Genomic DNA, 19,025 nt, shown 5'->3' with positions numbered 1-19,025 from the left:
TCCCAGGGACCGCTGTCAGCTAATGCAGGAGCGGAGAATCACTGCCGCTACCTAACTGCAGGACGTTGCCAAGCTAGGCACGCTCGTCCTTGGCGGTATCCATGACGATGTAGCTGACCACCGAATGGACATGGGGCAGTACGCCGAGAACCTGGGTATGGAAGGTGCGATAGGCACTCATGTCGGCGACCTCTATGCGCAACAGATACTCGACCGCGCCGGTGACGGTGTGGCACTCGACCACATCCGCCGAATCGCTGATGGCCGCTTCGAAGGCATCCAGCACCGCACGGGAGTGAGAGGACATGCCCACCGCAACGTAGACGACGAAGCCGATGCCCAGCAGTGATCGATCCACCACCGCTCGATAACCCTTGATGACACCGGAGCGCTCCAGCTCCTGTACGCGCCTGAGGCAAGCCGAGGGCGACAGCCCTACCCGTTCAGCCAGCTTGACGTTGGTCTGTCGAGCATCCCGTTCGAGCTCACGCAATATTCGGCGATCAAGACGATCTACTTTGATCATTAATTGCACTCCAGCCGTCCAGGAAGAAGTTTATGCCATCCTATATCGATGTCAAAGCAATAAAATACGACCCAATTTCCTAAAGCTGCACTACCGTTGCCATGACCGATCTCGCCGTCCTGCTGCCCTTTCTGCTGTTTTGTTTCATCCTCACCGCGACTCCAGGTCCCAATAACGTCCTGGTGCTCGCCAGCGGCGCCCAGGTGGGCGTGAGACGTACGCTGCCGCTAATTGTCGGGATCGCCATTGGGGTAGCGCTGCAGTTGGCGGTAGTGGGTCTTGGTCTAGGCGTAGTCTTTGCCGCCCTACCCGGCCTGCATCTGCTGCTGAGCATTCTGGGACTGGCTTATCTCCTGCTGCTGGCCTGGCGTATCGCTACCTGCGGACCTATTCGGCTCGACGCCGAGGCCACCACGCCGATGGGCCTGCTGGGCGGCGCGGCCTTCCAGTGGATCAATCCCAAGGCCTGGACGGTATCCATCAGCGCAGCGGCCACCTATATACCGGTGCAGCATCACCGCCTGGACGTGATGCTGGCCGCTACCCTGTTGGCGCTGGTGAGCCTTCCCTGTGTAGGGATCTGGGCGCTCGCCGGCAGCGTCCTGCGTAATGGGTTGGCCGATGAACGCCGCGCCCGCTGTTTCAATCTGGCCATGGCCGTCACGCTGCTGGTCGCCACCTTGCCGCCGCTCTATCAGCTTTTCACCCACTGACTAGGAAAACGGTTCTTCGCGGCTGTGGGAAGGTCGCCGATGGCACACCCGAGCAACGCTCCTGGGGCAGACAGATCCGTTCCTGGCGATGAGCCGCACTCATGTCATCGTGAGCGACGGGCACTATTCAATGTCCGGTCTGGCTGCTATCCATGATGCCCGATAGCGCTCCTGCGCCAGAGCCGCGGCCCTCTCCCCTCACCTAGATGATAGATACACACGATGTCCACGCCTTATACCGACCGCTACGACCTCCCCTTGTCGACCTTCTCTGCCTTCGCCGCCGAGCGCTACCAGGCCGGTGTCGATCTGCTGCTATCGCTCTGGCCGGGGGCGGCCGAGGCGCTGGACGAGGCCATCGCCGCCGATCCTGATTTCGCCCTGGCGCTTGCAGCGCGGGCGCGGCTGCAGCTGATCGACAACCAGGCCGGTGCCGCCCGGGAGGCCATCGTGCGGGCGCAGCGGCTGGTCGAGCGGCGCGGCACGGAGCGCGAGCGCAGCCATGTGCAGGTCCTGCAGCGGCTGATCGCCGGTGAATCCGCCCAGGCGCTGCAAGATGCCCTGGCGCATGCCGACCGCTGGCCGCGGGACATCCTGATCCTGGGCTTGCCCCTGGGTGCTTTCGGCCTGCTGGCATTTTCCGGGCGGGCCGATCACGATCAGGCACGGGTCGATCTCTGCGAGCGCCATGCCCGCCATTTCGCTGCGGATGACTGGTGGTTTCTGACCTACCGCGGCTGGTCCCTGGGCGAGAACGGCGAGGTGGTGCGGGGCCGTACGCTCACCGAGCGGGCGCTGGAGCTACGCCGCCACAACGTCAATGCAGCCCATGCCCTGACCCATGTCCTGCACGAATCCGGCGACAGCCCGGCCGCGCAGGCCCTGATCGCAGGCTGGCTGCCCGAGTACCCCCATCACGGTACCCTGCATGGCCATATCGCCTGGCACGGCGCCCTGGTGGCCCTCGAACAGGGCGACAGCCAGGGCGCGCTGGACCTCTATCAGCGCTTCGTAGCGCCAGCCGCGTCCACCGCCGGTCCGCTCAACCGGGTCAGCGACAACGCCTCCTTTCTCTGGCGCCTGGGGCTTTATGGCCACGAGGTGCCAGCCGACCTCTGGCAGGCTACTGCGGCCAGTGCGTCCGGGCTGTTCCAGCAACCGGGGCTGGCTTTCGCCGACGTCCATATGGCCCTGATCGCCGCGGCGACCGGGGATCGGCAGGCGCTGGAAGAACGCGTGGCCGGACTCGAAGCCCGCCTGTGCGACGGCACTCTTTCCGCCGGACCGGTCGTCCCCCTGCTCTGCCGCGCCTTGCTGGCCTTCGCCGACGAGGACTATGACGGCTGCGCACGGCTGCTGGAGCCGCTGCGCACGGATGTCGCCCGCATCGGTGGCAGTGGCGCCCAGCGCGAGGTCATCGAAGACACCCTGCTGGTCGCCCTGCTGCGCGGGGGCGACCACACCAAGGCAGGCGTACTGCTGGACGAGCGCCTGCACCGGCGGCCTTCGACCCGCGACCGGCACTGGCGGGCCAGCCTTGCATCCTGATCCGGGATGTTCACGGACTACCCGGTGATCAGTTTTACCTTATCTCTTTATCTGTAGACGCAATTTCATTATATTTGCATCTACAGATTGGAGAGTCCTATGTCCCAGGTCGTTGCCGTTGAACAGTTTTCGAAAAGCCAGAGCACGGCCTGCCTACGGGCAGCGCTCAACATTCTGGACAGATGGCAGGCCTCCAGTGAGCAGAGTTGCCGCATCTTGCGCATCTCGCGCAGCACCTACACCCGGGCCTTGCAGCGGGAAGGTAACTGGGCGGTGAGTCTGGATGCCGATCAGCTCCAGCGTGTCAGCCTGGTGCTGAACATGCATTCCGCGCTACGCCTGGTCTTCGACAACCCGGAAAACGTCTACGGCTTCGTCGCCATGGCCAATCACAATGAGTTCTTCAATGGCCGTTCGCCGCTGGAGATCATGGCCCAGGGCGACATGATCTCCCTCTATGAAACCTTCCGGCGTATCGACGTCCTGCGCGGTGCCGGATGGTGAAGCTGGAGGACCTGCCCCTGCTGGCCGATGAGCGTCTACAAGGGCATCGCCTGGTCAACTCCAAATTCCCGCCCATCCACCTGTTCGACGATGTTGCCAATGCCGAAGATTTCGCCGTGCTCCATCAGTTACAGGTGTTGACCAACCCGCGCCTACAAAACGAGCTGGGGCGTCTGGAGCTGATTCCCCGCGAACAGATTCCCTTCGGCATCTCGGGTTGCTCCTATGCGACAGCGCCCTTCACTCACGTCAATCCAGAGGGTTCGCGCTTCAGCGATGGCACCTTCGGCGTTCTCTATCTGGCCGACCATCCCGATACCGCCCTTGCCGAGGTTCGCTATCATCAGCAAGCGTACTGGTCGAAGGTGCCCGCGCTGAAATACGAGCGGTTCGTCTTCCGCAATCTTTCGGTGAGCTTCTCTGAAGAGGGCTTCCGCGATGCCCTGGTGCTGGAAGCGACCGATGCCCTCTACCACCCCGCAGACTACGGCGCGGCGCGTAGTCTTGGCGCCGCCGCCAAACGCGCCGGCTGCCCAGGCCTGCGCTATCGCTCGGTGCGGCGTCCCGGCAACCACTGCTGGGCATTGCTGACCCCAGGACGGATCAGTGCGGTGGTCCAGGCGGCGCCGGTTGAGATGATCTGGAACGGCGGCATCATCAGCGTCAATCGCCTCACCGCCGTGCCGGGCGAGCCGACCTGATCAGGTAGCGCCCCCTCAGGCGTGGGTCAGATACCACCGCCAGTCCTGCTCCCCCACCTCGGCCATGAATTGCCGGTATTCCGCGCGCTTGATGGCGAGGTAGACCTCGATGAACCGCTCCCCCAGCGTCTCCTTGATCCACGCAGAGCGCTCCAGCGCCTGCAGCGCGGTCAGCCAGTCGGTGGGCAGCAGGTCGGTAGCCTGCTCGTAGCCATTGCCGACGATGGCGGGTCCCGGGTCACGCTCGTCACGGATGCCTTCGTGGATGGCGGCGAGGATGGCCGCGGCGGCCAGATAGGGATTGGCATCGGCGCCGCAGATGCGGTGCTCGATATGGCGACTGCTGGCCGGACCGCCGGGCACGCGCAGGGACACGCTGCGGTTGTTGACCCCCCAGCTCTTGGCCAGCGGCGCGTAACTGTTGGCCTGGAAACGGCGGTAGGAGTTGGCGTTGGGACAGAAGATCGCCAGGGCATCCAGCATCCGGTGCTGCATGCCGCCGATGGAATGGCGCAGCAGCGGCGTGCCCTGCGGGTCCTCGCTGGCATAGAGGTTGTTGCCCTCGGCATCGGCCAGGCTGACGTGCAGGTGCAGGCCGCTGCCCGCCTGGTCGCCGAACGGCTTGGCCATGAAGCAGGCCTGCAGGCCGTGGCGGTTGGCCACGCCCTTGACCAGGCGCTTGTAGCGAATGCCTTCGTCGATGGCCTGGAGGGCATCGAAGCGGTGCAGCAGGGTCAGTTCGAGCTGGCCGGGGGCGTATTCGGAGATGGCCGTGCGCACCGGCAGGCCCTGCACCTCGCAGGCGGCGTAGAGGTCATCGAGAAAGGGCTGCAGCTGCTCCAGTTCGTAGACCCCATAGACCTGCGGCGAGCCGGGTCGCACGCCATTCATCTGCAGCGCCGGTTGCGGCCTGCCCTGGGCGTCACGGGTGCGGTCGAGCAGATAGAACTCCAGCTCCACCGCCATCACCGGCTGGAAGCCGTCGGCCTGCAGCCGCTCGATCACCCGCACCAGGGCATGCCGGGGATCGGCGGGGGTGGCCGGCAGCCCCTGGGTCGGGTGCATGCTCACCTGCACCTGGCCGGTCGGGGTGCTGCGCCAGGGTTGCAGGGTCAGACTGCCGGGCAGCGGATAGGTCCAGCAGTCGACATCGGCGACCTCCCAGACCAGGCCGGTGGCCTCGACGTCTTCGCCCTGCAGGGTCAGCGCCAGGATGGAGCTGGGCAGCGGCCGGCCCTCCTCGTAGATGGCCAGCAGTTCGTCACGGTGCAGCAGCTTGCCGCGCGGCACGCCATTGGCATCGATCAGCATGAGTTCGATGCTGCGCACCTCGGGGTGGGCGGCGAGGAAGTCGCGGGCTTCCTGGGCGTCGGCGAAGTTCATGGCTGGCACTCCCGGGCGCCGGGCAGCGCCAGGAGCTCGGCAAGGCCCTGGTCGAGGGTGGCCAGCAGGCGGTCGACGTCCGCCGCTGCGAGATCCGGGCAGCACAGGGTCATGTTGTGGAAGGGGGTGATGAGGATGCCCCGGTTGATCAGGTAGAGATGCAGCGCCTGCTGCAGGCTGTCGTGGAAGGCGGCTTCCGCCTCGGCGCCGGTGGTGGGCGGTGTGGCGCAGAACTGGAATTCGCAGCGGGCGCCCAGTTCGGTCACCGACCAGGCCAGGCCATGGCGGGCGATCACCTCGCGCAGGCCGGCGGCCAGTCGCGCCGCCAGCGGCAGCATCCGCGCATAGGCGGCCGGGGTCATGACCTCTTCCAGGCTGACGCGCAGGCAGCGCATGGCCAGGGCATTGGCCGACAGCGTGGTGCCCATGCCGCTGTGCCCATGGCCGTGGCTGGTCTCGCTGGCGTGCTGCTGCGCCAGGCGCATGGCCTGGGCCATCTCGTGGCTGCAGCCATAGGCCGAACAGGGGACGCCCCCGGCGATGGGTTTGCCGAAGGTGATGAAGTCCGGCTGCAGATTCCAGGCGCGGGTACAGCCGCCGGGGCCGGTGGACAGCGTGTGGGTCTCGTCGATGATCAGCAGGGTGCCGTATTGCCGGGTCAGGGCGCGGACCTGGTCCATGAAGCCCGGAGCGGGCAGCACCATGCCGATGTTGGTCATGGCCGGTTCGCAGATCAGCGCAGCGACGTCGCCCTTCGCCAGGGCCGCCTCCAGCGCGGCCAGGTCGTTGAAGGGCACGGCCCGGCTGGTCTCGGCCAGGTTGTGCGCCTGGCCGATCAGGCCGCCGCGGTGCACGGTGCGCCCCTCCTGATGGCGCACCATGACATCGTCGACGGTACCGTGGTAGCAGCCGTCGAACACCAGCAGCATCTTGCGATTGGTGATGGCGCGCGCCCAGCGGATGACATAGCGGTTGGCGTCGGTGGCAGTGGTCGCCACCTGCCAGAACGGCAGGCCGAAGCGCTCGGCGAGCAGCTCCCCGGCGACCACGGCATCCTCGCCGGGCAGCATGGTGGTGAGTCCACGCGCGCCCTGCTCGGCCAGGGCCCGAGCGATGGGCGCCGGCGAATGGCCGAACATGCTGCCGGTGTCGCCCAGGCAGAAGTCGATGTACTCGTGGCCGTCGACGTCATGGAAGCGCGCACCCTGGGCATGGCTGACGAACAGCGCACTGGGCATCGACCAGTCGTTCATCCAGTGCATGGGCACGCCGCCGAACAGTGAGTGCCGGGCCCGCTCGGCCAGGGCGAGGGATTTAGGATTGCGCGCCAGAAAGCGCTCGCGTTCGGCCGCGACAAAGGTCTGGACGGCGGCTTCGCTGATACCACTGGTGGTCATGTCGGATTCCTCTTGGGTGGAGGGCGGCTCGGCCCGGGCTCAGTGCCCTGCCGAGACGCCGCAATCGATGGCCAGGTCCGCGCCGGTGATGGAGCGGGCGGCGGGTTGGCACAGGAAAAAAGCCAGCTCGGCGACTTCCTCGGGCTGGATGAAGCGCGCCTGCTCGCCTTGCGGATACTTCTCCAGCAATTCCTGCAGATAGGCGGCGGGATCGCCCTTGCCGTAGCGCTCGGCCTGAAAGCTCAGCATGGGCGTCGCCACATCGCCGGGGGAGATGCTGTTGCAGCGCACCCCGCTGGGCGCCAGATCCAGCGCCAGGGCCTTGGTCATCAGGGTCACCGCGCCCTTGCTGGCGCAGTAGACGGCGGCGTTGCGGTTGCCCTGGCGACCGGCATCGCTGCTCAGGTTGACGATGGCGCCGCGAGTTTCCCGCAGCGCGGGTATGGCCGCGGCGCAGAGAAAGAAGCTGGCCTTGAGATTGACGTCCAGCACCAGGTCGAAGTCTTCCTCGCTGAAGGTTTCCGCCGGACCTTCGCGCCAGACGCCGGCGCAGTTGACCAGGGCGTCGAGTCGACCCAGGCGGTCCAGAACGCGGGCGACCACCTCCCGGCTCGCGCCCGCCTGGCGCAGGTCGGCGGCGTGCTGACCGGCAAGGCGGCCGTCGGCCTGTAGCGTCGCCAGGGCCGCGCCGTCGAGATCGGCGCCAAAGACCCGCCAGCCCGCCTGCAGAAAATGCTCACGCACCGCTCCCCCGATGCCCCCCAATACCCCACTGACCAGTACGACCGGCTGCATGTCAGGCCCCCTTGTTTTCGATGCGGCTGTTGCCGCCGTCCACCACCAGGTATTCCCCGGTGATGTAGCTCGCCTCGGGCGAGGCCAGGAAGGCCACCGCCGCGGCGACCTCGGCGGGGCGGCCGGCGCGACCCACGGGGACCCGCGTCGCCGCCTGCAATTCTTCCGGCAGGCTGGAGGCGGTTTCGATCCAGCCAGGGGCCACGGCGTTGACCGTGATGCCCTGCCCGGCCACCTCCAGCGCCAGACTCATGTTCATGCCGACCATGGCCGCCTTGGCCGCGCTGTAGGCCGCTGCCTGCGGAATGCCCGCCCGGGTGCCGGTGGCGGAACTGACGTGGACGATGCGGCCATAGCCGCGCGCCTGCATGCCGGGCAATACGGCGCGGGTCAGCAGGAAGGCCGTGGTCAGGTTGCGCGCCAGGGTCAGATTCCAGTCGGCCAGGGTCATCCGCGCCACCTCCACCAGGGGCTCGGGACTGCCCTGCATGGTCATGCCGGCGTTGTTGACCAGGATGTCGATGCGGCCCCAACGCGCCTCGGCCCACTGGCAGAAGTCGCCAACGGCGGCCTCCTCGGTGAGATCCAGGGCCTGACCTTCAGCGGTGAAGCCGGCGGCGCGCAATTCCGCCACCCGTTCGGCGATGCGCGCACTGCTGGCGGTGACGATCAGCCGTGCCCCCGCCGCGCCCAGGCGGCGGGCTATCGCCATGCCGATGCCGGCTTCGCTGCCGGCACCGCTGATCAGGGCCACCTGGCCCGCCATCGACTCGCTCATGTCGCTGTCTCCATCGTTGTCTGACTGGACTCTAAGCCTGTCTGGCTGATACAAAAAGACGATCGTTATCAGCGAAATTGACAACCATGGCCTTTACCAGCGAAACGCTTCGGGTCTTCCTCGCCGTCATCGACGAGGGCTCCTTTTCCGCGGCGGCTCGCGTCCTGGGGCGGGTGCCGTCAGCGGTGAACATGGCGATCTCCCAGCTGGAGGCCGAACTGGACCTGGTGCTGTTCGATCGCGCCACCCGCAAGGCGCTACCGACGCCTGCGGCCCGTGCCCTCGAACCCCAGGCGCGGCAGGTGGCCAGCCAGCTCACTCTGCTCGACGCCCATGCCCTGCAATTGCACGCCGGGCTGGAACGGCGCTTCGTACTGGTGATGGCGCCGGAGTTGCAGACCGGTGCCTGGAGTCGGCCGCTGGTGACCCTGGCCGAAGAATTTCCGGCGCTGGAAATCGAGATCCGCTCGGCGGCGCGCGCCGAGGCGATCCGCCTGCTGCACGAGGGCAGCGTCGACATGGCGCTGATCTTCGAGCGTCCGGGGATCAACGAGCAGGAAGGCTTCGCCGAGGCCGGCAGCCAGTTGCTCACGGCGGTGGCGGCACCTGGCTATCCTGCCTCCCGCCAGGATCGACCTCTGGGCGAAACGCTGATGGCCGATACCCGCCAGATCGTGGTGGCCGGCGGCGACCGCAATGCCTCGGATCCGCAGATCGTGCTGTCGCAACGGGTCTGGCTGACCGACAGCTATCTGGCGACGCTGGACCTGGTCCAGGCGGGGCTGGGCTGGGCCTATCTGCCTCACCCGCTGGTGCGCCCACTGATCGCCGCCGGGCTGCTCGAACAGGTGCAATTCGACAACATGGCCAGCCAGATCCGTCGCTGGATCGACGTCATCTGGATCAAGAACCGCCCCCAGGGCCTGGGCGCGCGGCGCTATCTGCAACTCCTGCGCGAGCAGATCGGCACCAAGCCGGCGTAGCGGCCTGGGCAAGGCTGCCTTCGCCTTGCCCAGGACTCCGCATTGGATTTGGCAGGTTTCCAGTTGCCCAGGTAGCATACGCGGAACGATTCTCATCTAAAGCTGCAGCTGTCCAGGAATAGCGATGTTCGACTTAAACCAAGCAAGCTTTTCGCTCAACGGTCGGGCCTTGCTGCATCCAGTATCTCTGCAACTGCCCCGCGGCCGGACCGTTGGCCTGATCGGCCACAATGGCTCGGGAAAGTCTACGCTGCTCAAGTTGCTGGCTCGTCAGCTCACGCCCTCCGGCGGCACCCTGACCCTGGATGGTGAGGACCTCACCGCCTGGAAGACCCAACGCTATGCCCAGCAGGTGGCCTATCTGCCGCAACAGTTGCCCGCCGCGGAGGGCATGAGCGTCCGGGAACTGGTCGGCATGGGCCGCTATCCTTGGCACGGAGCCCTTGGCCGCTATGGGCAAAAGGATCGCGATCACGTCGAACGGGCAATGCAGCTAACGGGGACCGATAGATTCGCCGAGCAACTGGTGGATACCCTATCGGGCGGTGAGCGACAGCGGGTGTGGCTGGCGATGTTGCTGGCGCAGGACACCCGCTACCTGCTGCTCGACGAGCCCACCTCGGCGCTCGATATCGCGCACCAGGTCGAGGTTCTGCAGCAGATCCAGACGCTGGGCCGGCAACTGGATCTCGGCATCATCCTGGTACTGCACGAAATCAACATGGCGGCGCGCTATTGCGACCACTTGATCGCCCTGCGTGCGGGTCGGGTATTGGTGGAAGGCAGCCCCTCCGAGTTGATGAACGCGGCGACCTTGCAGGCCATCTATGGCATTCCCATGGATGTCCTGCCGCACCCCCATGATGGTACCCCGTTGGGCTTTCACTGCTAGGTCCTGTAAGAAAAGTGCCTACGCGCGCTGATGCTTCGTTGAAAAAGGCCTGGATCGCCAGCCCGATCGCAATGCTCGTTTACCGCTCGTAAACCCGAGCGCGGGGCCGAACGCTTCCTCAGCCTTTTCGTGGGGCCGCCTAGGCCTCGCCTGATCTTCGCTCGGCGACTTTTCGTACCGAATCTAGGCAGCAGGCTGCGGGTCCTTGAGCAGCGGGCAATTGCTGCAAAGTTCTTCTTCCGGCAGGCGGTAACGGATGCAGCACACCCGTCGCTGCCGCCATTGCCAGGACTTTTGCTCGGCGCTTCCCGCCAGGGGCAGTTCGACGTAGATCACCGGCTTGAACAGCGGATTGCGCGCGCCCTGGGCATCGGTCGGTTGTTCGAGCCAGTGCTGGAAGGGCGGTAGCGCGCCGGCCTGGGGTCGCGCCTTGCGCAATTCGCCAACAAACCATTCCAGGTAGTTGCCGGCATTGCTCCAGAGCACCTTGGGCGACACCCTGATCTGCGCACAGGCGCCCTCGATGAAGGGACGCAGATTCTCCAGCACCAGCGGCTGGAGGACATCCGGGTGGTCCACGGCAAAGGCCTCGCCCGCATGGGGCAGGACGAAGGCTTCCGGCACTCGGGCGTCGTTCAGCAACAGTCCCAGCTGGTTCACCGCCAGGGGCAGCCGCCAGCGCAGCAATAGTGCCGCCGCCACGACCGGGGGAATCAGCCGGGAAAAGTAGTACTTGGACCAGACCGAGAGCAACGCTCGCCGATCCAGCTCCGGAGCCCCGCCGTAGCTGTCCAGCAGATCCGGCAGCCCCTCTTTGAGCAGAGGGCCCAGCGGGACTACCGACTTTCCTGCCGTAGGTAGCCGCAGTACCGGGGCGAACGCCTGGAGAGGGCCGGTGAACAGAGGGGCCAGAACAGGAATCATCGGGTGCGCGATCCGACAGCGAGGAGATCAGGATTCATCCGCTTACCTTAGGCCGCTGCCCGGTCACGGCCAAGCTTTCTGGCGCCAGCCCCCTCATGCCAGCACGCAGTGGTCGAAGAAGCGCTCGCGCTCGAGCAGCATGAGCGCGGCGCGCTTGTGAGGAAAGTCGAACTCTTTCTGCCGATAGAAACCCTGGCGTTGCAGATGGCCGATCATGCGCTCGTTATCGGCACGGGGCTCGCAGACGATGCGCCGGGTGCGCGGTTCGTCCAGCAGCAGGTAATGCACCAGCGCCGGCAGCCAGCAGGCCACGCGCTGGGGGCCGCGCAGACTGTCCTCCCCCACCAGCATATGGATGCCACGATCGTAGTCATCCACGGCGTAGAACGGCGCGATGCGGTCTTCGGCCGCCCAGTAGGCTTCGAAGTAGGCAAAGGGCTGATCGTCCAGGCTGCCGACCAGGGTCAGTACATGGGGATCGGCGGCCTGTCGTTCCAGATAGGCTCGGTGTTGCTCGAGGCTGCCCTCCTCTTGCCAGAAGGCCGCCACGCGCGGCTGATTCTGCCAGCGATGAAACAGCGGCAGGTCATCCTCCACCGCCAGGGCGCGCAGGGCGATCCAGGCGCCCAGCCGATGGTCGTAGCGGCGATAGACCTCTCCCGTCGGCTTGGGTGGGCGGCTGGGATGACGGCGCTGGCCGGTGAGCTGGGCCAAGGCCGGATAGCCCGCGCTGCCCGGCTGGCGCAACCAGGGCTGCGGCCGCTGCCAGAATTGGGCGCGCCAGGTCCGCCAGCTGCCCTCGGCGGTCTGGGTCAGCAGTCCCTGGCGCACGGCCTCGGGCAGCGCCGGCAGTCCCTCCCAGAGCAGTGCCGGCGCCTCGGGCGCGCGCAGCAGCAAGCCCAGCGCGAGCCCCGCCAGGCGCTCGCCCGTCAGCTCGGCACTGCCTCCTGTGACAAGGACTTTTAGGCCTTCCGGCACTGGCTGTTCACGGCAACGTAGCCAGAGTTCGTCACCGACGCGCCACAGGCTGTCACCGTCGAGGCTTTCGTGCACCAGGCGCAAGCCGCCCGGCAGTTGCAGGAGCGACGTCATAGCGGGATCTCACGGGGCTGGGGGTCTTCATGACGGCCTTCGGTCATGGCCACCACCACCTTGCGCGGGCCCTTGAATGGGGCGCGCCCATGGGCGGTGAGCATGTTGTCGAGCAAGAGGATGTCGCCGGTGCTCCAAGGAAAGAGAATGCGACACTCATTCAGCACTCCGCGAATCTCGTCCAGGGCGCTGTCTTCCAGCGGCGCGCCGTCGCCATAGAAGACATTGCGCGGCAGGTCTTCCTCGCCGACGGTATCGAGCAGCACCTCACGCATCTCCGGCTCCAGCGCCGAGACATGGAACAGATGTGCCTGGTTGAACCAGACCCAGTCGCCGGTACGCGGATGCCGGGCTACCCCTTGGCACAGCTGGCGGGTGCGCAATTCGCCGTCCGCCTTCCACTCGCAGGCGATGCCACGGGCGGCGCAGAAGCGCTCCACGGTGGCTCGGTCTTCGGTGTCGAACACCTGCTGCCAGGCCACGTCCAGGCCATTGCCATAGTTGCGCACATAGCTCAGTCGGCGTTCGGCGAAGCGTCGGCGCAGGGCCGGATCGATGCGCGCGAACACCTGGCGGCTATCGGCGATGGGCGTCTCACCGCCCTCTTCCGCGGCCTGGGCACAATAGAACCAGATGCGCATGGGCCAGTCGCAGGTGTAGGCCTGCTCGTTGTGCAGTGGTATCCACTGGCGCGCCGGGTATTCGGTCGAGGTATAGACGCCGTCGGCGGTCACCCGGCTCCGCGGGGTGGAGCCGAATTCATAGTTCAGCAGCGGATGGCCGAAGCCGCTGGCGAAGGTCTGGAAGCCGGCGACGCCCGGGTCGGCGAAACCATGCAGGAGCATACCGCCGGCCGTTTCCAGATGTTGGTCCACCAGGGCGTGCAGCGCGCTGGAAACATCGCCCAGCCCGCAACCCGGCGCGCGCGGGGACAGACGGAGCGGCAGGCCGGATTCCAGTTCCAGGAGATCCGCAGGTAGCGTCGTCATGGTGGACCTCCGGTCTAGTGGGTCATGGCCTGGCGCAGACTCAAGGGACGCATGTCGGTCCAGACCTGCTCGATATGGGCCAGGCAGGTGGCCTTGTCGCCACTGACGCCGATGGCGGTCCAACCAGCCGGCAGGGCCTTGTAGTCCGGCCAGATCGAATACTGCTCTTCGGCATTGATGACGACCTGGAACTGGGTGCTGTCGCTGTCGAAACTCATCGCTATCCTCCTGCAAGACAACCGCCTCGTGCGGCTTTCCTCTTAAAGGACGAACGAGGGGCACGGCTGTTCAGCGCCCATTCGGTGGCGGCGGCAAGCCACGCAGTGCGGTGGCGATCTGGTGCGCCAGCATCGTCACGCTGGCCGGACCGCCAAAGGTCCAGTACGGACTGGGCAGACTGGCATGGCGGCCGCTGCGCGCCAGCGGCATGGCCTGCCAGAGCGACGAGCGAAAGAAGGGATGCCCGGTCTGCTCACCGACGAACAGGGCCGTGAGGTCTGGTACCGCGGCGATCTCCTGGACATCTTGGTAGCGGTGCAACACCCGGCTGGAGACCAGTGGCCAGGGGTCTTGGCCACCTAGGCGCCGGACCAAGGCATTGATCAGCACACGTCGGTTGAGGGTGATGAACACCCCCTGCTGCGGCAAGGGGAAAAGCACGACAAACGGTTGACCGACGATACCCGCGGCCTGGGCCGCGACCTGGGTGTCGGCCAAAGCGCGGTCAGCCTGGATATTCACCGCCGTAGCCTCCGCTGTCCGGCCGACCCGCCTACCGAGATCGCTGAGCAAGGCGCTGGCGCGCGCCACGGCGTCATCGTCCGCCGTGTCCATTCCGTAGCGGTAGAGCAGCGTCGGGCCCAGGCTCTCCAGTCGACGGAACAGTCCCAGGTGGAGATAGCCGGAGCCGAGGATCAAATCCGGCCGTAGCCGGGCGATGGCTTCGAGGTCGGGTTGCTGAATGCTGCCGAGAGGCTGGCTGTCCTTGAGCAGGTCGGCGCCGAGGCCGACATAGCGCCGATAGCCGGCCAGATTGGCCACCCCCACCGGCGCCAGCCCCAGGGAGGTCACCAATTCAGTGGCGACATCGTCGAGGGTGATGATGCGCAGCGGGCGTTCGGGCAGCTGTGCCGACTGGCGGGCGATCAGGTCATCAGCCGCCCAGGCCGCGCGGGTGGCGATCCAGAGCAACACCAGCAGGATACGCAGCAGCTGCGTGCTCATCGGCGCACCTTTCTGTAGCTACTGGCCAGCAGTAGCAGAAAGGCCGGCGCACCCAGGGCCGCGGTAGCAATGCCGAGGGGAATGTCCAGCGGCGCCAGGCTCCAGCGCGCCAGCAAATCGGCCACTACCAGCAGGCAGGCACCCAGCAGCGGCGCCACCACCAGACGCTGGCGCGCCCGGTGCAAACCGAGCAGGCGCACACCATGGGGCACCAGCAGTCCAACGAAGGCCACCGGACCGACCACGGCCACGGCCGCCGCGATCAGCACACTGGCCAGGGCCACCAGCAACAGCCGGCGACTGGCCACGGAGAGTCCCAGTCCAGCGGCCACGCCCTCGTCCAGCGCCAGCAGATCCAACCAGCGCGCGGTCAGGCCGGCGGCGCCCAGCCCGAGCAGCAGCCAGGGCAGCAGCGCCTGGACATCGTCCCAGGTTCGACCGTAGCTGCTACCCACCATCCAGGTCAGCGCCTGGGCCACGTTGCTCGCATACTGGGCGATCAGCACGCTGGACAGCGCCAGCACCAGGCCACTGATGGCAAAGCCGGTCAGTACCAGGCGCAAGGGCTCCAGCCCGCGCCGCAGGTTGGCGCCTATCACCCAGGCCAGGGCAAGACCAGCCCCCAGCCAGGCCAGGGGGAAGCGCCATTCGGCTGCCAGGTCCGGGACCAGGACGATGGCGCCCAGCACGGCCAAGCCAGCGCTCTGGCTGACCCCGAGGATTTCCGGCCCGGCCAGGGGATTGCGCGTCACCGCCTGCAGCAGCAATCCGCTGGTGGCGAGCAACGCGCCTGCCCCGGCATCCACCAGCAGTCGCGGCAAGCGCAGATCCAGCAGTAGCCCGGCCTCGGGTGCACCGGCGAGCAGCGCCTGCAGGAACGCCCAGGCACCCGGGCCGACACCGCCGCAGAGACCGGCCGCTACCAGCCCCAGCAACAGCACCAGCAGGCTGCTGGCGAGCGGCAAGACCGCCCCTCGCCGCGCGCCGGTCTCGCTGGCCAACAATCCGACGGCGGCACGCGGGCCAGCGTCGAGGCGCCCCAGGAGCAGCAGCAGGCAGAGCGAGCCCAGCAGGGCCGAGAGGACACCCAGCGGCAGGGTGATCCAGCCGGCCAGCAGCCGGACCAGCCCATCGGCGGCCAGGGTCAGCACGGCGCCCCAGAGACCGGAGAGCGCGACCAGGTGGGAGGGACGGCTCACGCCTAGGCCGAGGCGTAGCAGATTAGGCGCGATCAGGCCTATGAAGCCCAGGGGGCCGGCCAACTGGATGGCCAGCGCGGTCAGGGCGCTGGCCAGCAGCAGGCTGGCGGCCTTGATCCCGGCCGGTGGCAGGCCCAGGCCGCGCATCTGGCCATCCCCCAGCCGCGACAGATCCAGCGGCCGCCGCAGTAGCCATATCAGCAGTAAGGCCAGCGGGACCAGGGGCGCGGTGAACGCCAGGTGACCCCAGCCCAACTGCCGCAACGAGCCGGTATTCCACAGCGAAAGGACCATGGCGGCCCGGTCGTTGAGACTGAGAAAGAGAGTGATGGCCGCGGCGGCGGCCTGGGCGATGGCCACGCCGGCTAGGGTCAGGCGCAAGGGCGTGGTGTGCCAGCCACCGGCCATGGCGAAGGTGAACAGGGCCGCCAACAGGCCACCGAGAAACACCAGCGGCAACCCGAGAAAGGCCGGCAGCAGCAGGCTTAGGATGAGCCCGACCTGGGCGCCGGCAGTGATGCCGAGCAGATCGGGAGACGCCAGGGGATTACGAGTGACCACCTGCATGAGCGCCCCGGCGATGCCCAGGCTCGCCCCCACCACCAGACCCGCCACGGCCCGCGGCAGCTGCAGCCACCAGAGCGCCAGCCCTGGCCAGGAGGGTGTGCTCGACCAGGGTGCGGCCCAGGCTTGCGCACTGGGCCAGCCGGTGGCGAACAGCGCCTGCCAGAGGAACAGGCCGAGCAGCAACAGACTGCCCAGACCAAGGGAAAGAGACCAAGCGGGCGACCGCGGGACGGCGCCCCTGGGGGACTGCGACATGGAGACTTCGCTTATGCAACGCGGGCGAAGCCTGCTGGCTTCGCCCGTGACTGGAGAGCAGTGCCCACGCCAGCGGCGTGGGACTCGACCTTAGAACCTGTTCACGATCTCGCGAGCTAGAGACAAACCAGGCGAAAATGGCTGAGGAAGCGGAGTTTACGAGTGGTAAATGAGCATTCCGAAGCCATTTTCAACGCCGTTTGGCCGACGCGCAGCAGATCGTGAACAGGTTCTTACCAGCGATAGGCGACGGTGCCTATGACGCTACGTTCGTCGCCCCAGTAACAACGACCGGCATCGTTGCAACCCGAGACGTACTCCTTGTCGAACAGGTTCTTGGCGTTGAAGTCCAGTGACCAGTGGCGGTCGAAGTCATAGCCGATACCAGCGTCCACCAGGGTGACGTCGCCGGTATCCAGCTTGCCGTAGGTGGTGGTGTAGGAGTACACGCTGTCGATGTAGCGCACGCCGCCGGACAGGCGCAGACCGCGCAGCTCGCCATCCTTGAATCTGTAGGTCAGCCAGCTGGAGGCGAAGTTGCGTGGCACCCCGGTCATCTGCCGATCCTCGAAACGTGAGCCAGGCGCGTCCTTGGTGATCCGGGCATCGGTATAGGTGTAGGCCGTCACCCAGCTCAGGTTGTCGGTGAGGTTGCTGTTGATCTCCAACTCGAAGCCCTTGGAGCGACTCTCACCGACCTGGCGTGGCAGGTTGTTTTCGGTGATGACGTCGTTGTCCTTGCGCAGGTCGAATGCCGAGGCCGTGACGCTGGTGTTCCAGCCCTTGGGTTCGTACTTCACCCCGACTTCGTACTGTTCGCTGGTGATGGGGCTGAACGCCGGACCATTGACCGGCGGCTGCTGCACCGGTACGAAGCCGCGGGCATAGCTGACATAGGGCGACAGCCCATTATCGAACTGGTACATCAGCCCGGTCTGCCAGGTGAACTTGTGGTTCCAGTCGCTATCGTCCTGCGCCGCGGCGGCGAAGGTGCGGCGGTTGCGGTATTCGCTCTGGGCCCAGTCCATGCGTCCGCCCAGCAGGAAAATCCAGTTGTCGTACTTGGTCTGCAGCTGGCTGTAGGTGCCGTAGAGATTTTGGGTCAGCAGACTGTCGGCAACGGAGAGCGGCGTCGTGGGGTCACCGGCGTAAACGGGGTTGAAGACGTTGACGAGAATCGGTGCCCTGGGGTCGTTGGCGTTCCAGTCCTGGCTGTAGGATGTCCGGTCGTAGCCCGCGCCAAACAACAGGGTGTGCTGGAAGTTGCCAGTATCGAACTTGCCTTCGAGCTGGTTATCCAGCGAGTAGACCATCGACTTGTTCTGGCGATCGTACGCCGATACCGCCACGGTGGTCCCGAACCCACCTTGATTCAGGGCTCCCGGCCAGATCTCATGCCGGTCGATCCGCGACTGCAGGTAGCGGGAATTCTGGCGGAAGGTCCAGACGTCGTTGAACTGGTGGGAGAATTCGTAGCCCAGACTCCAGGTCTCGCGCTCGAACTTGTCCCAGTCTGGGTTGCCGAGCATGGCGTTACGGCTGAGCTTGCCGTTGGGGTTGTTGAGCAGGGTTCCGGCGGCCGGATAGCCCAGCTCGATGGCGGTACGGTCACGCTGGTAGCTGGACAGCAGCGTCAGGGCGGTGCTGTCGCTCAGGTTGAAGGTGATCGACGGCGCGATGTAGAAGCGGTCATCGGGCACATGGTCCACCTGGGTGTCGGATTTGCGGCCAAGCATCACCACCCGCCCGAGCACACTGCCGTCATCGGTGAGGGGGCCGGAGACGTCCAGTCCGAGCTGGCGCCGATTGTTACTGCCATAGCTTGCCTGAACTTCACCACGTGAATCAGCCGTGGGACGCTTGCTGACCAGGTTGACCAAGCCGCCAGGGGCGTTCTCGCCGTAGAGGATGGAGCTTGGCCCGCGGAATACCTCAACCCGCTCCAAGCCATAAGGCTCCGAGGTGGTGTCGTAGCGATTGCCCTGAACTCTCAGGCCGTCGCGATAGAGGCCATAGCCATAGTCGGTCGCATTGAAGCCGCGGATGAAGAAGTAGTCGCCGGCCAAGCCGTCGCCCACGGCGAACGGTGGCGAAAAGATGCCCGGGGTGTAGCCGAGGATGTCGGTCAGGGTCTGTGCTTGCTGATCCTTGATGCGTTGCTGGGTAACCACCGAGACCGAACGCGGGGTCTCCGCGAGCGGAGTACTTGTCTTGCTGGCTGCCGCGCTGTTATTGGCCTTGTAGCCCACGTCCGGACCGACTGGCGAGGGCTCGGCCTCGGCGGTAATGGTCGTCGGCGCGATGGCGGCGGGCGCTTCCTTCGCCTGGGCCGTCGCCTGGGTCTGCCAGGCGACGGCCGCCGCCAGCAGGGTGATCTGGAATCCGTGAGCTACGACTTTGTGCATGGCTAGCAGCTGTCCTTGAAATGATCCTTAAAACCGCGCACCAGGTGCGTTCCCCTAAAGCGTTCAATACTCTATTACATGGCAATAAGATATCAAATCAGAATCGTTACTATTTAGAAGTCAATCACTGCCTGGTGGCCGTCCCTGGCA

The 19,025-nt window shown here is 66.1% G+C and carries 18 protein-coding genes; 6 read left to right on the top strand and 12 right to left on the bottom strand.

Annotation, left to right across the window (positions count from 1 at the left end):
* Nucleotides 1-73 precede the first annotated feature (73 nt).
* Nucleotides 74-526 carry an Lrp/AsnC family transcriptional regulator gene (locus tag AX284_RS06255; protein WP_026083743.1) on the bottom strand — a complete coding sequence of 151 codons (453 nt, stop codon included), beginning with the start codon at nucleotides 524-526 and terminating at the stop codon, nucleotides 74-76.
* A 101-nt stretch (nucleotides 527-627) separates the two neighbouring features.
* Here AX284_RS06255 and AX284_RS06250 point away from each other — a divergent pair, with 101 nt between their 5' ends.
* The 4 genes from AX284_RS06250 (at nucleotide 628) to AX284_RS06235 (ending at nucleotide 3,992) form a co-directional block, all read left to right on the top strand.
* Entirely contained in the window at nucleotides 628-1,239 is a 612-nt protein-coding gene (locus AX284_RS06250; RefSeq protein ID WP_068384149.1) for a LysE family translocator, read from the top strand.
* A 222-nt stretch (nucleotides 1,240-1,461) separates the two neighbouring features.
* Nucleotides 1,462-2,787, top strand: a complete 1,326-nt coding sequence (locus AX284_RS06245) for a tetratricopeptide repeat protein (protein WP_068384147.1) — start codon at nucleotides 1,462-1,464, stop codon at nucleotides 2,785-2,787.
* A 99-nt stretch (nucleotides 2,788-2,886) separates the two neighbouring features.
* Nucleotides 2,887-3,291 carry an antitoxin Xre-like helix-turn-helix domain-containing protein gene (locus AX284_RS06240; RefSeq protein WP_068384145.1) on the top strand — a complete coding sequence of 135 codons (405 nt, stop codon included), beginning with the start codon at nucleotides 2,887-2,889 and terminating at the stop codon, nucleotides 3,289-3,291.
* A complete protein-coding gene (locus AX284_RS06235; RefSeq protein ID WP_064308732.1) occupies nucleotides 3,285-3,992 on the top strand; it encodes an RES family NAD+ phosphorylase in 708 nt (235 codons plus the stop codon). The genes AX284_RS06240 and AX284_RS06235 overlap by 7 nt, the downstream gene beginning before the upstream one ends.
* Nucleotides 3,993-4,007: 15 nt before the next feature.
* On the opposite strand, the gene AX284_RS06230 is transcribed toward AX284_RS06235, so the two are convergent.
* The 4 genes from AX284_RS06230 to AX284_RS06215 are packed head-to-tail and all read right to left on the bottom strand — an operon-like array spanning nucleotide 4,008 to nucleotide 8,345.
* Nucleotides 4,008-5,375: a glutamine synthetase family protein gene (locus AX284_RS06230; RefSeq protein ID WP_017640165.1), complete on the bottom strand. Its 1,368-nt coding sequence runs from the start codon at nucleotides 5,373-5,375 to the stop codon at nucleotides 4,008-4,010.
* The gene (locus AX284_RS06225) at nucleotides 5,372-6,772 is read right to left on the bottom strand and encodes an aspartate aminotransferase family protein (protein ID WP_068384143.1); all 1,401 of its coding nucleotides are present in this window, start codon (nucleotides 6,770-6,772) and stop codon (nucleotides 5,372-5,374) included. The genes AX284_RS06230 and AX284_RS06225 overlap by 4 nt, the downstream gene beginning before the upstream one ends.
* Nucleotides 6,773-6,811: 39 nt before the next feature.
* On the bottom strand, nucleotides 6,812-7,567 hold the full coding sequence (locus tag AX284_RS06220) for an SDR family NAD(P)-dependent oxidoreductase (protein WP_068384141.1): 756 nt from the start codon (nucleotides 7,565-7,567) through the stop codon (nucleotides 6,812-6,814).
* A gap of 1 nt (nucleotide 7,568) precedes the next feature.
* A complete protein-coding gene (locus tag AX284_RS06215; RefSeq protein ID WP_017640162.1) occupies nucleotides 7,569-8,345 on the bottom strand; it encodes an SDR family NAD(P)-dependent oxidoreductase in 777 nt (258 codons plus the stop codon).
* Between the two features lie 86 nt (nucleotides 8,346-8,431).
* Between AX284_RS06215 and AX284_RS06210 the strand changes: the two genes are divergently transcribed.
* Together AX284_RS06210 and AX284_RS06205 are read left to right on the top strand one after the other, a co-directional pair.
* Complete coding sequence (locus AX284_RS06210) at nucleotides 8,432-9,328, top strand: LysR family transcriptional regulator (RefSeq protein ID WP_068384139.1); 897 nt, start codon at nucleotides 8,432-8,434, stop codon at nucleotides 9,326-9,328.
* 124 nt (nucleotides 9,329-9,452) lie between these two features.
* Complete coding sequence (locus AX284_RS06205) at nucleotides 9,453-10,220, top strand: ATP-binding cassette domain-containing protein (RefSeq protein WP_068384137.1); 768 nt, start codon at nucleotides 9,453-9,455, stop codon at nucleotides 10,218-10,220.
* 183 nt (nucleotides 10,221-10,403) lie between these two features.
* On the opposite strand, the gene fhuF is transcribed toward AX284_RS06205, so the two are convergent.
* The 7 genes from fhuF to AX284_RS06170 all read right to left on the bottom strand — a co-directional run bounded on the left by fhuF (nucleotide 10,404) and on the right by AX284_RS06170 (nucleotide 18,875).
* Nucleotides 10,404-11,144 (bottom strand): siderophore-iron reductase FhuF, encoded by a 741-nt coding sequence (fhuF, locus tag AX284_RS06200; protein ID WP_068384135.1) that lies wholly within the window; start codon nucleotides 11,142-11,144, stop codon nucleotides 10,404-10,406.
* Between the two features lie 93 nt (nucleotides 11,145-11,237).
* A complete protein-coding gene (locus AX284_RS06195; protein ID WP_068384132.1) occupies nucleotides 11,238-12,236 on the bottom strand; it encodes a GNAT family N-acetyltransferase in 999 nt (332 codons plus the stop codon).
* Nucleotides 12,233-13,225: a TauD/TfdA family dioxygenase gene (locus AX284_RS06190; protein WP_068384130.1), complete on the bottom strand. Its 993-nt coding sequence runs from the start codon at nucleotides 13,223-13,225 to the stop codon at nucleotides 12,233-12,235. The genes AX284_RS06195 and AX284_RS06190 overlap by 4 nt, the downstream gene beginning before the upstream one ends.
* 14 nt (nucleotides 13,226-13,239) lie before the next feature.
* Complete coding sequence (locus AX284_RS06185; protein ID WP_068384128.1) at nucleotides 13,240-13,443, bottom strand: MbtH family protein; 204 nt, start codon at nucleotides 13,441-13,443, stop codon at nucleotides 13,240-13,242.
* A 70-nt stretch (nucleotides 13,444-13,513) separates the two neighbouring features.
* Entirely contained in the window at nucleotides 13,514-14,449 is a 936-nt protein-coding gene (locus AX284_RS06180; RefSeq protein WP_177329650.1) for an ABC transporter substrate-binding protein, read from the bottom strand.
* Nucleotides 14,446-16,470 (bottom strand): iron ABC transporter permease, encoded by a 2,025-nt coding sequence (locus AX284_RS06175; protein WP_236712146.1) that lies wholly within the window; start codon nucleotides 16,468-16,470, stop codon nucleotides 14,446-14,448. Before AX284_RS06175 ends, AX284_RS06180 begins: the two co-directional genes overlap by 4 nt.
* A 233-nt stretch (nucleotides 16,471-16,703) precedes the next feature.
* A complete protein-coding gene (locus AX284_RS06170) occupies nucleotides 16,704-18,875 on the bottom strand; it encodes a TonB-dependent siderophore receptor (RefSeq protein WP_068384124.1) in 2,172 nt (723 codons plus the stop codon).
* Between the last annotated feature and the right edge of the window lie 150 nt (nucleotides 18,876-19,025).

This window comes from Pseudomonas sp. HUK17, from assembly GCF_001566765.1.
Note: the sequence above shows the minus strand (reverse complement) of the source record. Positions and strands in the feature narration are given on the sequence as shown.